Origin of the sequence: Prochlorococcus marinus XMU1412 (assembly GCF_017696315.1) — a bacterium.
Lineage (GTDB): Bacteria > Cyanobacteriota > Cyanobacteriia > PCC-6307 > Cyanobiaceae > Prochlorococcus_A > Prochlorococcus_A marinus_AF.
On sequence record NZ_JAAORJ010000004.1, the window covers coordinates 432,235 to 446,431 of the forward strand.

Here is a 14,197-nt window from a genome sequence, read left to right on the forward strand (position 1 = left end):
GAGTGTTTTAGTTTAGAGATCAGGAGTTGCCCTGATTCTTGGAAATGATAGCTTCAGCAACATTACGAGGAACTTCCTCATAATTTGCGAACTCCATTGAAAATATACCCCGACCTTGAGTCATCGATCGGAGTTGAGTGGCATAACCGAACATTTCGGCTAAGGGCACTTTGGCCTGTACCTTAGACAATCCATCATCAACAGATTGTCCTTCTACTTGACCTCTTCTAGAAGAGAGATCACCAATTACAGATCCAAGAAAGTCGTCAGGACTTTCGACCTCAACTTTCATCATAGGCTCTAAAAGAACAGGATTGCATTTTTTAACCCCGTCTTTAAAAGCCATGGAACCTGCAATTTTGAAGGCCATTTCAGATGAGTCTACATCGTGGAACGAACCATCGACTAGTGTTACTTTTACATCAATGAGTGGATAACCGGCAAGAACACCAGATTCACAGGTCTCTTTCATTCCATTAGATGCAGGACCAATATACTCTTTTGGTACAGCTCCTCCAACAATTTTGTTTACAAATTCAAAACCTTTACCAACTTCAGCAGGTTCCATTTCAATAATTACATGACCATATTGACCTTTACCCCCAGTCTGTCTTGCATATTTACCTTCACCTTTAGAACTAGACCTTATAGTCTCTCTATATGAAACCTGTGGAGCTCCTATATTTGCTTCAACTTTAAATTCCCTTAACATTCTGTCAACTAGAATTTCCAGATGCAACTCACCCATACCCGCAATAACAGTTTGATTTGTCTCAGGATCTGTACTAACCCTAAAGGTTGGATCCTCTTCAGACAAAGCAGTTAAAGCTTTTGATAATTTTTCCATATCGCCTTTAGTTTTTGGCTCAACAGCTACTGAGATAACTGGTTCAGGAATAAACAATGTCTCCAAAACTATTGGATCTTCTGTATTACACAATGTGTCACCAGTTGTTGTGTTCTTAAGACCTAATACAGCTCCTAAATCCCCAGCCCTCAATTCATCAACCTCCTCTCTTTCATCAGCCTTTAGAATCACCAATCTAGAAATTCTCTCTTTAGCATCCTTAGTAGAATTCATTACATAACTTCCCTTCGAAAGAACACCTGAATACATTCTTACAAAAGTTAATTTCCCATAGGGATCTGACATTACTTTGAATGCTAATGCACTGAAAGGAGCATTATCATCAGAAGGTCTAATATCTTCTTTACCACTTGGCAAAACACCTTGTATTGGTTTCACATCAACTGGAGCTGGCAAGTAGTCAACTACAGCGTCTAATACAAGTTGGACACCTTTATTCTTAAAAGCTGAACCGCATAATACTGGAACCAATCCGTGTTTTAAAACACCTTCCCTAATACCTTTTTTAAGTTGTTCTTCAGATAATTCACCAGTTTCTAGAAATATTTCTATTAGCTCTTCATCATTTTCGGCTACACTCTCCATTAACTTAATTCTCCACTCCGCAGCTTCCTCCTCCATGTCAGATGGAATTGGTGCTTCTTCAATATCAGTACCTAAATCGTTTTTGTAAAGATATGCTTTGTTGGCTACTAAATCAATAATGCCTGATAGATCTCCTTCGGCTCCAATAGGTAACTGGATTGGAAGTGCATTTGCCTTTAGTCGATCTTTAATTTGATTATTAACCTTTAAAAAATCCGCCCCAGTTCTATCCATTTTATTAACAAAAACCATTCTTGGAACAGAATATCTATCTGCTTGGCGCCAAACCGTTTCGGATTGAGGCTGAACTCCACCAACTGCGCAAAATACAGCTATAACTCCATCCAACACACGCATTGATCTTTCAACTTCAATAGTAAAATCAACGTGTCCAGGAGTATCAATAATATTAATCCTATGGTCTTGCCAACTAGTGGATATTGCGGCAGCAGTAATAGTAATTCCTCTTTCTCTTTCTTGATCCATCCAATCTGTTACAGCAGCACCATCATGAACCTCTCCTATCTTATGAACTACACCTGAATAAAACAAAATTCTTTCAGTTGTTGTTGTTTTACCTGCATCAATATGAGCGGCTATACCTATGTTCCTTACTCGTTCTAGGGGAAAGTCGCGTGCCAATTTTAAAGCTCCAAATAAAATAATTTTTGATAAGTGTAGTTCACGCTAAAAGCAAACTTTAATAATAATAAACTACTTAAGTACCTTTTGATGAAATTAATATCTGTAATGTGCAAAAGCTTTATTAGCTTCTGCCATTTTATGAGTATCTTCTCTTTTTTTAACGGCACTACCAGTTTCATTTGCTGCATCCATCAACTCGCCAGCAAGTTTTTGGGACATGCTTTTGCCATTTCTTGCACGTGAGAATGTAACAATCCATCTTAATGCCATAGCAGTGCCCCTCTCTTGACGAACTTCCATAGGTACTTGATATGTAGCACCACCAACTCTTCTTGCTCGTACCTCGACAAGAGGAGTGGCATTTTTTACAGCTGTTTCAAATAATTCCACTGCATTCCCACCTGTTCTCTCGCTTATTAAAGAAAACGCATCAGACAATATTCTTTGTGCTGTAGATTTTTTACCATGTTTCATCAATCGAGCAATCATCATTGAAGCAAGACGACTATTAAATTGAGGATCGGGAAGAATTGGTCTTTTTACTGCTGCATTTCGACGTGACATGTTTTAAAAAAGTGGTGTTTACAAATTAATCCTTTGGAGCTTTTGCTCCATACTTAGATCTGGATTGACGTCTATCTTTGACTCCAGCCGTATCTAAAGTTCCTCTTATTATATGATATCTAACGCCTGGCAAATCTTTTACTCTTCCACCCCTAAGTAGTACTACAGAATGTTCTTGCAAATTATGTCCAATTCCAGGAATATAAGCCGTCACTTCGAAACCAGAAGTTAACCTAACCCTAGCAACTTTTCTCAAAGCTGAATTAGGCTTCTTTGGTGTTGATGTATAGACTCTTGTACAAACTCCTCTTCTCTCTGGGCAGGCTTTTAATGCAGGAGATTTTGTTTTCTTTGTCAGACTTTTTCTTTCTGAACTTACCAATTGTGAGATGGTGGGCATCTATTAAAACTTAGATAAAGATAAATATTAAACTATCATAACCTTTTAAGAGCACTAACTAAAAGTTTTTAATTATATTTTTTTTAAAATTTGTCAAATTAAAATTATTTGGTAAATATTCATTATCTTTAGATTTATTTTCAGATTTATTTTTATAATAGAAATACATAAATAACTAAATAGAATTAAATAATCTATGGGAGAGAGTATCAAAAGAATCGTTGGCCCATATCAAGATAGTTATTCCCCAAATGGAATAATTGGGGAGAAAGATGCATGTGGTGTTGGTTTCGTAGCAAATGTTGAAGGTATAGAAAGCAACTGGATCCTTAAACAATCTCTAAAGGGCCTCAACTGCATGGAGCATAGAGGAGGTTGTGGAGGTGATAGTGATTCAGGAGATGGAGCAGGCATTTTATGTTCAATTCCATGGGGATATCTAGAAGAGAAAATTAATCTAAAAAATACTCAAGAATTTAATAGAGGTTTAGGCATGGTTTTTATGCCTAATAAAAAAGAAAAAATTGAAATATGTAAATTAATATGTGATGAAGAAGCAGAAAAATTAAAAGTCAACAAAACATCTTGGAGAACAGTACCCGTTAATAATGAAATTCTAGGTCCTTTAGCTAAAGCAAATGCTCCATTCATCTGTCAGTGGATTTTATATATAGGTAAAAAAGACCATAAGGATGTTGAAAAGCTTTTATTTCAATTAAGGAAAAGAATTGAGAAAAAAATAAGAGAAACTTTCAAAAACGATGTTGGGGATTGTGAATTTTATTTTGCCTCACTAAGTTCTCAAACAGTTGTCTATAAAGGTATGGTTCGCTCTGAAATATTATCCGAGTTTTATAAAGATTTAAAAGAAGAGAGTTTTAAAGTTTCATTTTCTGTTTATCATCGTAGATTTAGTACTAATACACTTCCAAAATGGCCACTAGCTCAGCCCATGAGATTTTTGGGTCATAATGGCGAAATAAATACTCTCTTAGGCAATATTAATTGGGCTAAAGCTTCAGAAACACATATAGATGATTTTTGGGGAGAGTTATCTAATGAAATTAAGCCCATTGTAGATGTAAATAAAAGTGATTCATCAAATCTTGATGCAACCCTTGAAATCAATATTCGTTCAGGTCAGCCCATTACTGACTCATTACTAAAACTTGTTCCTGAAGCATTTAGAGATCAACCAGAACTTGAGCAGAGAGAGTATATAAAAGCTTTTTATGAATATTCTGCAAGCCTACAAGAAGCTTGGGATGGTCCAGCACTACTTGTATTTGCTGATGGAAATTTTGTCGGAGCAACGCTTGATAGAAATGGCCTAAGACCAGCAAGATATTCAATCACAAATGATGGTTTTGTAATAATGGGTTCTGAAACAGGAGTAGTAGATCTTGAAGAAGAAAGAGTAATAGAAAAAGGCCGATTAGGACCAGGACAAATGTTGGCAGTTGATTTTCATCAAAATAGAATCCTAAGAAATTGGGAAGTAAAATCTGAAGCTGCTCAAAGGCATGATTATAAAAATCTTCTAAGTAATAGAACTATAAAAATTGAAAATAATGAATGGGTTAAAGACTGCAAACTAAAAGACCTTGAGTTGTTGCAACAACAAACTGCATACGGGTTTTCGGCGGAAGATAATGACCTTATCTTAGATTCAATGGCTTCATTAGCTAAAGAGCCTACTTATTGCATGGGCGACGACATCCCATTAGCAGTTCTTTCATCTAAGCCACACATTTTATACGACTACTTTAAGCAAAGATTTGCGCAAGTTACTAATCCTCCTATTGACCCTCTGAGAGAAAAACTTGTAATGAGTTTAGAGATGCATCTAGGAGAAAGATGTACACCATTTGAAATTAAAGATGCTAAACCTTTTATTCATTTACAAAGTCCGATTCTAAATGAGGAAGAACTCATTTCCATCAAAAAATCAAAAATTAAATCTCAGACAATTTCAAGTTTGTTTGATTTAGAGGAAGGTATTCAAGGCTTAGAGAACCAATTAAAAATAATCTGTAAACAGAGTGAGCTGTCTATAAAAGAAGGTTGCTCTTTAATTATCATTTCTGATAGGGGAATTAATCCTAAAAAGACTTTCATACCTCCTTTACTTGCTGTTGGAGCAATTCATCATTATCTTCTTAAAAAAGAAATCAGGCTAAAAGCTTCTCTAATAATTGAGACCGGTCAATGTTGGAGCACACATCACTTAGCTTGTTTAATTGGATATGGAGCAAGTGCAGTTTGCCCTTGGTTGACCTTCGAAGCAGGTAGACACTGGTTAAAACATCCAAAAACACAAAAACTCATTGATAGCAAAAAAATAAATCCATTATCAATAGTTGATGTTCAAGAAAATATTAAAAAAGCTCTAGAAGACGGTCTAAGAAAAATTCTCTCAAAAATAGGCATCTCACTTTTATCTAGTTACCATGGTGCACAAATTTTTGAAGCTGTAGGCCTCGGATCTGACTTAATAAAAATTGCTTTTGATGGTACAACAAGTCGTATCGCTGGCATAACATTAAAAGAATTAACTAATGAAACACTTTCAATACATACGAAAGCCTATCCAGAGATCGATTTAAAGAAATTAGAATTTTTAGGATTTGTACAATTTAGAAATAATGGAGAATATCATTCCAATAACCCAGAGATGTCCAAAGTTTTACATTCGGCGGTAAAACAAGGGCCAGGATACGATCATTTTGAAACTTACAAAAAACTTATTAGTAATAGACCGACAACATCTCTTAGAGATTTACTAACAATTAATTCAAAAAGAAAAAGTATTCCATTAGAGGAAGTTGAAAGTGTTGAATCAATTTGCAAAAGGTTCTGTACTGGAGGAATGAGTTTAGGTGCTTTATCAAGAGAAGCGCATGAAGTTTTAGCAGTTGCAATGAATAGAATTGGTGGAAAAAGTAATAGTGGAGAAGGGGGAGAAGATCCGGCTCGTTTTAATGTTTTAAATGATATCGATGAAAATACTAAGTCAGCGACGTTGCCATTTATTAAAGGCTTAAAGAATGGAGACACCGCATGCTCCGCTATTAAACAAATAGCATCAGGAAGATTTGGAGTTACACCTGAATATCTAAGAAGTGGTAAACAACTCGAAATTAAAATGGCTCAAGGTGCAAAACCCGGAGAGGGGGGGCAATTACCTGGTCCAAAAGTTGATTCTTACATTGCAAAACTAAGAAATAGTAAACCTGGAGTAGCTTTAATATCTCCTCCCCCGCATCATGATATTTACTCAATTGAAGATTTAGCTCAACTTATCCACGACTTACACCAAGTTCATCCAAAAGCGAAAGTAAGCGTTAAGCTTGTTTCTGAAATTGGTATAGGCACTATTGCTGCTGGAGTAAGCAAAGCTAATGCAGATGTAATTCAAATATCAGGCCATGACGGAGGTACCGGTGCTTCACCCCTCAGTTCTATTAAACATGCAGGTTTACCATGGGAACTTGGTGTTGCTGAGGTTCATAAATCTCTCTTAGAGAATAACTTACGCGAAAGAGTAATTTTGAGAACTGATGGAGGTCTTAAAACAGGCTGGGACGTAGTTATTGCAGCTTTACTAGGTGCTGAAGAATACGGTTTTGGTTCTGTAGCGATGATTGCTGAAGGATGCATAATGGCTCGGGTTTGTCATACAAACAAGTGTCCTGTTGGAGTTGCCACTCAAAAAGAAGAATTAAGAAAAAGATTTAAAGGCATTCCAGAAAATGTCGTTAATTTTTTCTTATATATTGCTGAAGAAGTAAGACAGATAATGAGTAGTATCGGTGTCTCTAATATGGAAGAGCTGATTGGTAATCAAGAATTTCTTTCTGCACGAAATATCGATCTTCCAAAAACTTCTAATATTGATCTTTCTTCTTTAGTAAATGAACACTCAACCCCTGATAGATCATGGTTAAAACACTTAAAAACTGCCCATGGTAATGGTTCTGTATTAGAAGACGAGTTTTTGTCTGATACTAAATTTATAGATTCAATTAAAAATCACGAAATATTAACTAAAGAAATTGACATAAAAAATACAGATAGAAGTGTTTGTGCGAAAATATCAGGCGAAATTGCAGAACTTCATGGCAACACTGGCTTTAATGGCGAACTCAACTTAAATTTCAAAGGATATGCAGGACAAAGCTTTGGTGCCTTTTTATTGAAGGGAATGAATGTTCAATTAATCGGAGAAGCTAATGATTATGTTTGTAAAGGAATGAATGGAGGAATACTCACAATAATTCCCCCAAAAATAAATGAAATCTCCTCCGAACAAGTCATCCTAGGAAATACTTGTCTTTATGGAGCAACAGGTGGAAAATTATTTGCATTAGGAAAATCGGGAGAAAGATTTGCGGTTAGAAATAGTGGTGCCACAGCGGTAACAGAAGGAGCAGGTGATCATTGTTGTGAATACATGACTGGTGGAAGAGTTGTTATTCTAGGTTCCACAGGAAGGAATATTGGTGCGGGTATGACTGGTGGAATAGCTTTTATAATTGATGAAAATAATGAATTAAGTAATAAAGTAAATAAAGAAATAGTAAGCATTCATCAAATAACTTCATCAAAGCAGGAAAATATCTTATTGGAAATTATTAGAGAATATCAAGCAAAAACAAATAGCTTAAAGGCTGGCAAAATAATTGAAAATTGGTCTCATTTTAAGAGTACTTTCAAATTGATTGTCCCCCCAAGTGAAGAAGAGATGCTTGGTATAAAAAAAATGTAAATGCCTTTCTTTGTAAAAACTGAAATTATAAAAAAAGAATACTTACTTAATAATGATTTAAAACGAAAAATAATTAACCAACATATTAATTGGGTAAAAAAATTAAAAAAAGAGGGAATTAATATAAAAAGTGGCTTTTTGGTAGATGAGTTAAATAGGCCAGGTGACGGCGGATTACTTATTCTTGAGATGAATAATTACAGAAATGCACTAAAAATAATTAAGAATGATCCAATGATTAAAAATGATCTAGTTGAATGGAAATTAAATGAGTGGGTAGATCCAAATAAATGAATATAACTATCTTGGATACTTTTTCATAAGTTTTTGAATCTCTTCAGCATGGTAGCTACTTCGAGTTAAAGGAGAACTAACTACTTGCATGAAGTTTAAATCTTTTTCCCCGAACGCTTTAAAGTAGTTAAATTTTGAAGGACTTACAAATCTTTTAACAGGTAAATGATTAGGGCCAGGAGATAAATATTGGCCAATAGTAACAATATCAACGAAATTACTTTTTAAATCCTTAAGCAGACTTAAGACCTCCTCGTCTTTTTCCCCTAAACCAAGCATGAAGCCTGACTTTGTATAAATTCTGGGAGAATAGTCTCTGGTTCTTTTAAGCAACTCAAGAGTTCTTTCATATTTGCCTTGAGGTCTTACTTTTTTATATAACGAAGACACAGTCTCAATATTGTGATTTAAAACGTTTGGATTTGAATCAAGAACTTTTTCAAGCGCTTTCCAGTTGCCACAAAGATCAGGTATTAGAAGCTCAATAGTAGTTTCAGGAGATTTTTCTCTTATTTGATGAACACATTGAAAAAATTGAGATGCGCCACCATCCTCAAGATCATCTCTATTAACTGATGTGATTACAACATGCTTAAGCTTCATTCTTAAAACAGCTTCGGCTAAACGATATGGTTCAGTTGGGTCTAAGTCTCTCTTAGATCTATCAAAATCAATATCGCAATATGGACATGCCCTAGTGCAACCAGGACCCATTATGAGAAAAGTTGCAGTTCCACTAGCAAAACATTCGCCGATATTTGGACAGCTTGCTTCTTGACATACGGTATTGAGATTTAAATCATTTAATAAATTTGCAGTGTTACCAATTCGCTCAACTTGTGGAGCTTTGACTCTTAACCATTCAGGTTTTGAAATTAAACTATTAGGATTATGAGTCACATTAATTCTTTTTGACCTGTAATTTTATTTTACTAAAAACAAGATGAATTAACTATTTATAATTTCAAAACAAAGCTCATTCAACAGAAGTAAATAAATGAATTCAACTAATCCTTCTGCAATTTAGAAAATCTTAATTAAATTTACTAGTGAAACAACGTTCTTGTTTCATTAACTAAAATTGAATCAGATTTCATAATATTCTTTTTAATACAGATATCAGAACGTACTAAGTTCAAAAATAAAGCAAAAAAGTAAGTAATAATTGCTTTATTTTGTATTAAAAAGTGTTTTTTTTATTATTTTTTGATACAGTAAAAAATATATGTAATAAAACATTGACTTTTAAATTTAAAAGAAAACGTATTTTATTATCGGAAAAAAGTAAAAACTCTAAAGCAATAGGTTATGCTAGAGCTACTCATAACGAATATAAATATTTAGAAGAGCAAATAAAAATTTTGAAGGACGAGGGTTGCAGTTTAGTGTTCTCTGAATTTATAAGTTTAGATGAAGAAATCAAACCTCAACTCAATAAAGCTATAAATTCCTTATCAAAAGGCGATCAATTAATAATAACTCAGCTTGATCGAGCATTTAAAAATAAAAAAGAATGTTTGATAACAATAAATAAACTTATTAATAAGGATATTCAATTGCGAACTTTGACTGGTTTTTTTGCTGCTAATGAATCTTTTAATGCAAATTCTTCAATTTTTAAAATTTTATATGAATTAGATAATTTAGAAGACAAAAGTTTAGGGGAAAGAAAAAAAGAACAGCTATTACGCAGAAAATTATCCGGAAATAATTTGGGAGGAAGGCCCAAAATAAGTCCTCTAAAAGAATCTTTAGTAATCAGATTGCGTAATGAAGGATATTCTTATCGATCAATCAGATCACAAACAGGCATTGCGTTGTCAACAATAAGAAGAGTAATTTTGGAAGGAGAACAAACATAAAATGAAGAGGAAAGAAATTGAAAATTTAATTAAAGAAAATTTTAAAGATACAGCGTTGCGTATTTATGAATTAGATAATGAAGATAGAAAAAGTTTATTAGCTGAATATAGAGAATGGATTATGAATGATTTAGATTTTGAAGAAGTAATGATGTTGCCTTATGAAGCATATACTGACAAATTAGATTCTAATTTCTTAGAAGATTCAATTTAGTCCTAAATAGTATATTTTTTATTAAATTCATATACTTCTTTTGATATTAATGATAAGAAAGAAGAATCTTTAGAATATTTTTCACCATCACAAAAAACAACTAATAAAGTGTGTAGAGATTGACTATTAGTCCACCAAGCAGAATCATGTCTAACTTCTGACATTAAGCCTGCTTTACTCCAAAGATTAATGCTTTCTGGTAAGCCTGCACCCAAAAAACCATCTATTTGATTAAGAGAATCGTTTTTAAGAACAACTTTATCTAAATTTCTTTTTAAAAAACTTCGTAAATTTAAATCATTTTTTTGATAATCAATATGAATCATAATTTCCTCCAAAACCCTTGCAGCCGAATCAGTATTCATAGCATTTCTATTTTTATTATTATGTCCATAAAATTCTTTTTCACGACCAAATGGTCCATCATCCCAGGTCTTCTGACAGCAATTTAAACCACTCAATTCCTCCCAATGTAAATCATGTAGCCAATCGTTTATTATACTTCTTTGATATTTCCAATTTTCCCATGATTCGCCCTCAATACAAGGTCCACTTGTTGTTCCAGTAAGTAAATCAATTAAGAAGCTTGTTGCATTATTACTTGAGAAAGTTAACATTTTCCTTACAGCATCAATAATTTCATCCGATAATAATAAACTTCCTTTTTTAATCCAATAATATGTAGCAAGACCATAAACCAACTTAACTATGCTGGCAGGGTAAACCATTTTTTTATTATTTATGCCAGTGCCAAAACCTTTAAATACACCTTTATTTCCGCTTTTATAATTAATCCAAGTTATGGCAATATCTTCACTTGAAAAATCTTTATTATAAGAGCATACTCTCCCTAAAATATCATTTAAGGCTAGACCCATCTCTTCACTTAAATAGTAAAAGGACATTGTATGGAAAATAATAAAAATCCTATCTCACTATTTAAACAAACTAATTTTTCAAAAACTATTTGGTGGAAATTAAAAGTTAATATTTCGGGATATCAAAATGAAACAGAAGATAAATTAGTTACTGAAATATTTAAAAATAGAATTTTTAGGCTTATTTATCCAAATATTTATCAAAACAACCATAAATTTTCAAGAATACTAGTTCAACTATATGAAGATGGTTACGTCTGTTGGATAAATTTAGATGGATTAATTATTGAGAAATACGAATTCAAAAAAAATAACAGTTTAGAGAATGAACACTTCTTTATAAAAGATAAAGTTAACTCAATTTTAAAATGGATCAAGGATCAATCTGAGTTAAATAATGAATATCTTTGGGGAGGTACATTTGGGCCCAATTTTGATTGTTCTGGATTAATTCAGACTGCTTTTTTAAAGCATCAAATTTATATACCTCGAGACTCTTTTCAAATAAAAAGTTTTTGTAAGCACCTTTTTTATTACAAAGAATCGTATGCGGCTCTACGACCTGGCGATCTTTTATTTTTTGGAAATGAAGAAAAATGTGATCATATTGGAATCTACAAAGAAGACGGATTCTATTACCATAGCTCTGGAATCGATTTTGGCAGAAATGGAATAGGATTAGATACCCTAAAAAAGTCTAATGATAAAATCTCATTGCATTATAAATCTAAACTTATTTCGGCAGGAAGAGTAGTTAGAAATTATAGATGGGACCGCACTATACGTTAATTAATCGAGATCACCTCAAAAATTTTAAATTAAAATATTACTTATTCTTTTATTTAGAAATTAACCAGCAGTCCAAATATTTTTAATGATTGGCATTATGGTATCTAAGTGTAATGTCCCAACAAGTAACCAAGCAAAAACAGCTCCTCCACATCCTCCTAACCAAAATCCACTTGTAAAATCAGCCCAACCAGCTCTTGTAAATAAGTCGTTTGGCGGATTATTAACAGTCGCATCTGGAGGTTGAACATTAGGTGCTTTACCTGGTGCATTGTATAAAACAAAAAGTGCTGTCAAAATATGAACAGCTCCAATACTAGCGAGAAGTCCAGCTGTTAGAGCAAAATCAGAATTTCTTAATGGGCCAGTCATGGTAAAAGGTCCATATAGAAGATATCCAAAAGCTGCTCCAGTTTCTAAACCTCTAAAATTAGGGGAAATACCTTCTCTATAAAAAGGTAAATTATTTATAAAGGCTTTTGTAAAATAACCACTATTTACTGGAGTAGCTAAATTACCAACACAAGGATCAGCAACTGTTTTTACTGCCCATTGTTCTGCTACGCCAATATCATTTGGTTGTACAGAAGTATCTATGTATTTCTCATCAAACTTAATAGAACTTGTTGATTCAGAGAATGATTTTTGAAAGTCGCTCATTTTTTTAATAGTTTAGTGTTTGATAATTTATTCAGTTGCTGTAATTAATCTTCCAATTAATACGATAAAAACAGCAGGCATTGCTATACCAATTAATGGAACAAAAATTGAGGGTAAAAGACTTGGTAAATCAGATGGCATAGTTCTTTAAACATCTTTAAGTACTTTAGTATTTATCAGCGAAATAATGTTAATTTTATTACTGGATGATATAAAAATTATTAACTTTTTACATGTTAAATTTTTTCGCAATTTTACTTATTATTTTTATAGGAATATTACTTCTAGTTTTTAAAAAAAGAAGCTTTAAAAAGTTAATAAATCAACCCAATTTAAATTATATTAAATTAAAGAAAAATAAAAAAAGTAATAATAAATTTCTATCTAAAAAAAATAGTTATTCATACAATCACGAAGAAAAAAAGTACTCAGTATTTTATAAAAATTCTCAAAGAAATAAAATGATTAGTCTTTTTCAGGGTGATACAGAAAATAAATTAAAGGCATTAAAAATTGCGGAAGAATTGGCTGATAAATCAACATTACCAATTTTACGAAAAGGCTTAAGAGATATTTCTCCTGAAGTCATTGAAATTTCAGCTTTATTAATAAGACAGTTCAAGTAAACAATCAATTTTGCTTAGCACTGTTTATTGATCTAATTCTGTAAATTGGACGACTTTGACTTTCATGATATGTCCTAATTAAAAGTTCGCTCAATAATCCAAAGCTAAATAATTGAACACCAGCAATACCTAATATTAATGCAAACATCAGCAAAGGACGATTTCCAATATCCTCACCCATTATTTTTAAAACTATCAAATAAGAACTTATCGCAAGGCTAAAGAAAATACTTATAATTCCAACGAAACCAAATCCATACATCGGTCTTGTTAAAAATTTAGTCATAAACCAAACAGTTAGTAAATCCATTAAAACTCTAAAAGTTCTATCAATTCCATATTTACTAGATCCGTATTGCCTGTTCCTATGATTTACTTTAATTTCTTTGATTCTTGCACCTTCAATATTTGCTAAAACGGGCAAAAACCTGTGAAGTTCCCCATATAACTTTATATCTTCTATTATTTCTTTCTTAAACGCTTTTAATGAGCAACCATAGTCATGCAACTTCAAACCTGTTACGTGAGCTATTAACTTATTCGCTATTTTTGATGGTATCTTTCTATTAATTAATTTATCTTTTCTATCAAACCTCCAACCACAAACCAAATCATAACCATTATTGATTTCTGAAATTAATAGAGGAATATCATTTGGATCATTCTGTAAATCTCCATCCAAAGTAATAACAATATCGCCCTTAGAATTATCAAAGCCAGCTGACATTGCTGCAGTTTGACCATAATTTTTGCGGAGGGAAATTACTGACAATTCTTTAATGTTGAGAGTTAGTTGCTTTAATACTTGATGAGTATTATCTTTAGAACCATCATTTACAACAATCAATTCAAAATAGAATTTATGAGAAGACATTACATTTATAACTTCATCTAATAAAAGACCAATACTCTCGCTTTCATTAAAAACAGGGACGATAATAGAAATTAATTGTTTTATATCTGACATTTATATTTAATAATAATTACACAATTTTAACTTAATTTAGAACATTAAAATTAAACAAAAAAAATCACCACAAATGT

14 protein-coding genes are annotated in these 14,197 nt (G+C 32.6%); 6 read left to right on the plus strand and 8 right to left on the minus strand.

The annotated features are described in order from the left end of the window. Positions 1-19 precede the first annotated feature (19 nt). The 3 genes from fusA to rpsL all read right to left on the minus strand — a co-directional run bounded on the left by fusA (position 20) and on the right by rpsL (position 3,062). Entirely contained in the window at positions 20-2,095 is a 2,076-nt protein-coding gene (gene fusA / locus HA152_RS08855) for an elongation factor G (protein ID WP_209135606.1), read from the minus strand. A 96-nt stretch (positions 2,096-2,191) separates the two neighbouring features. Next, positions 2,192-2,662 (minus strand): 30S ribosomal protein S7, encoded by a 471-nt coding sequence (gene rpsG, locus HA152_RS08860; protein WP_209135608.1) that lies wholly within the window; start codon positions 2,660-2,662, stop codon positions 2,192-2,194. A gap of 25 nt (positions 2,663-2,687) precedes the next feature. Continuing rightward, positions 2,688-3,062, minus strand: a complete 375-nt coding sequence (gene rpsL, locus HA152_RS08865; RefSeq protein ID WP_209135610.1) for a 30S ribosomal protein S12 — start codon at positions 3,060-3,062, stop codon at positions 2,688-2,690. A 196-nt stretch (positions 3,063-3,258) separates the two neighbouring features. Between rpsL and gltB the strand changes: the two genes are divergently transcribed. Continuing rightward, positions 3,259-7,830: a glutamate synthase large subunit gene (gene gltB / locus HA152_RS08870; RefSeq protein WP_209135613.1), complete on the plus strand. Its 4,572-nt coding sequence runs from the start codon at positions 3,259-3,261 to the stop codon at positions 7,828-7,830. Continuing rightward, positions 7,831-8,124 carry a YciI family protein gene (locus HA152_RS08875; protein ID WP_209135615.1) on the plus strand — a complete coding sequence of 98 codons (294 nt, stop codon included), beginning with the start codon at positions 7,831-7,833 and terminating at the stop codon, positions 8,122-8,124. 6 nt (positions 8,125-8,130) lie between these two features. On the opposite strand, the gene lipA is transcribed toward HA152_RS08875, so the two are convergent. Continuing rightward, a complete protein-coding gene (gene lipA / locus HA152_RS08880) occupies positions 8,131-9,024 on the minus strand; it encodes a lipoyl synthase (protein ID WP_209135618.1) in 894 nt (297 codons plus the stop codon). A 338-nt stretch (positions 9,025-9,362) separates the two neighbouring features. Between lipA and HA152_RS08885 the strand changes: the two genes are divergently transcribed. Further along, positions 9,363-9,986 carry a recombinase family protein gene (locus HA152_RS08885; RefSeq protein WP_245211241.1) on the plus strand — a complete coding sequence of 208 codons (624 nt, stop codon included), beginning with the start codon at positions 9,363-9,365 and terminating at the stop codon, positions 9,984-9,986. Between the two features lies 1 nt (position 9,987). Then, entirely contained in the window at positions 9,988-10,200 is a 213-nt protein-coding gene (locus HA152_RS08890) for a hypothetical protein (RefSeq protein WP_025938686.1), read from the plus strand. 2 nt (positions 10,201-10,202) lie between these two features. On the opposite strand, the gene HA152_RS08895 is transcribed toward HA152_RS08890, so the two are convergent. After that, complete coding sequence (locus HA152_RS08895) at positions 10,203-11,105, minus strand: serine hydrolase (RefSeq protein WP_209135622.1); 903 nt, start codon at positions 11,103-11,105, stop codon at positions 10,203-10,205. Between the two features lie 3 nt (positions 11,106-11,108). On the opposite strand from HA152_RS08895, the gene HA152_RS08900 reads away from it, so the two are divergent. Beyond that, the gene (locus HA152_RS08900; RefSeq protein WP_209135625.1) at positions 11,109-11,867 is read left to right on the plus strand and encodes a C40 family peptidase; all 759 of its coding nucleotides are present in this window, start codon (positions 11,109-11,111) and stop codon (positions 11,865-11,867) included. A 60-nt stretch (positions 11,868-11,927) separates the two neighbouring features. Here HA152_RS08900 and HA152_RS08905 read toward each other — a convergent pair whose 3' ends face one another. Together HA152_RS08905 and HA152_RS08910 are read right to left on the minus strand one after the other, a co-directional pair. Continuing rightward, positions 11,928-12,527, minus strand: coding sequence for a photosystem I reaction center protein subunit XI (locus tag HA152_RS08905; protein ID WP_209135628.1), 600 nt, complete (start codon positions 12,525-12,527; stop codon positions 11,928-11,930). Positions 12,528-12,554: 27 nt separating this feature from the next. Further along, positions 12,555-12,668: a photosystem I reaction center subunit VIII gene (locus HA152_RS08910; RefSeq protein WP_011863629.1), complete on the minus strand. Its 114-nt coding sequence runs from the start codon at positions 12,666-12,668 to the stop codon at positions 12,555-12,557. Between the two features lie 320 nt (positions 12,669-12,988). Here HA152_RS08910 and HA152_RS10025 point away from each other — a divergent pair, with 320 nt between their 5' ends. Next, complete coding sequence (locus HA152_RS10025; RefSeq protein ID WP_245211242.1) at positions 12,989-13,153, plus strand: hypothetical protein; 165 nt, start codon at positions 12,989-12,991, stop codon at positions 13,151-13,153. 4 nt (positions 13,154-13,157) lie between these two features. Here the strand turns inward: HA152_RS10025 and HA152_RS08920 are convergent, their stop codons facing one another. Then, entirely contained in the window at positions 13,158-14,120 is a 963-nt protein-coding gene (locus HA152_RS08920) for a glycosyltransferase family 2 protein (RefSeq protein ID WP_209135633.1), read from the minus strand. Positions 14,121-14,197 lie beyond the last annotated feature (77 nt).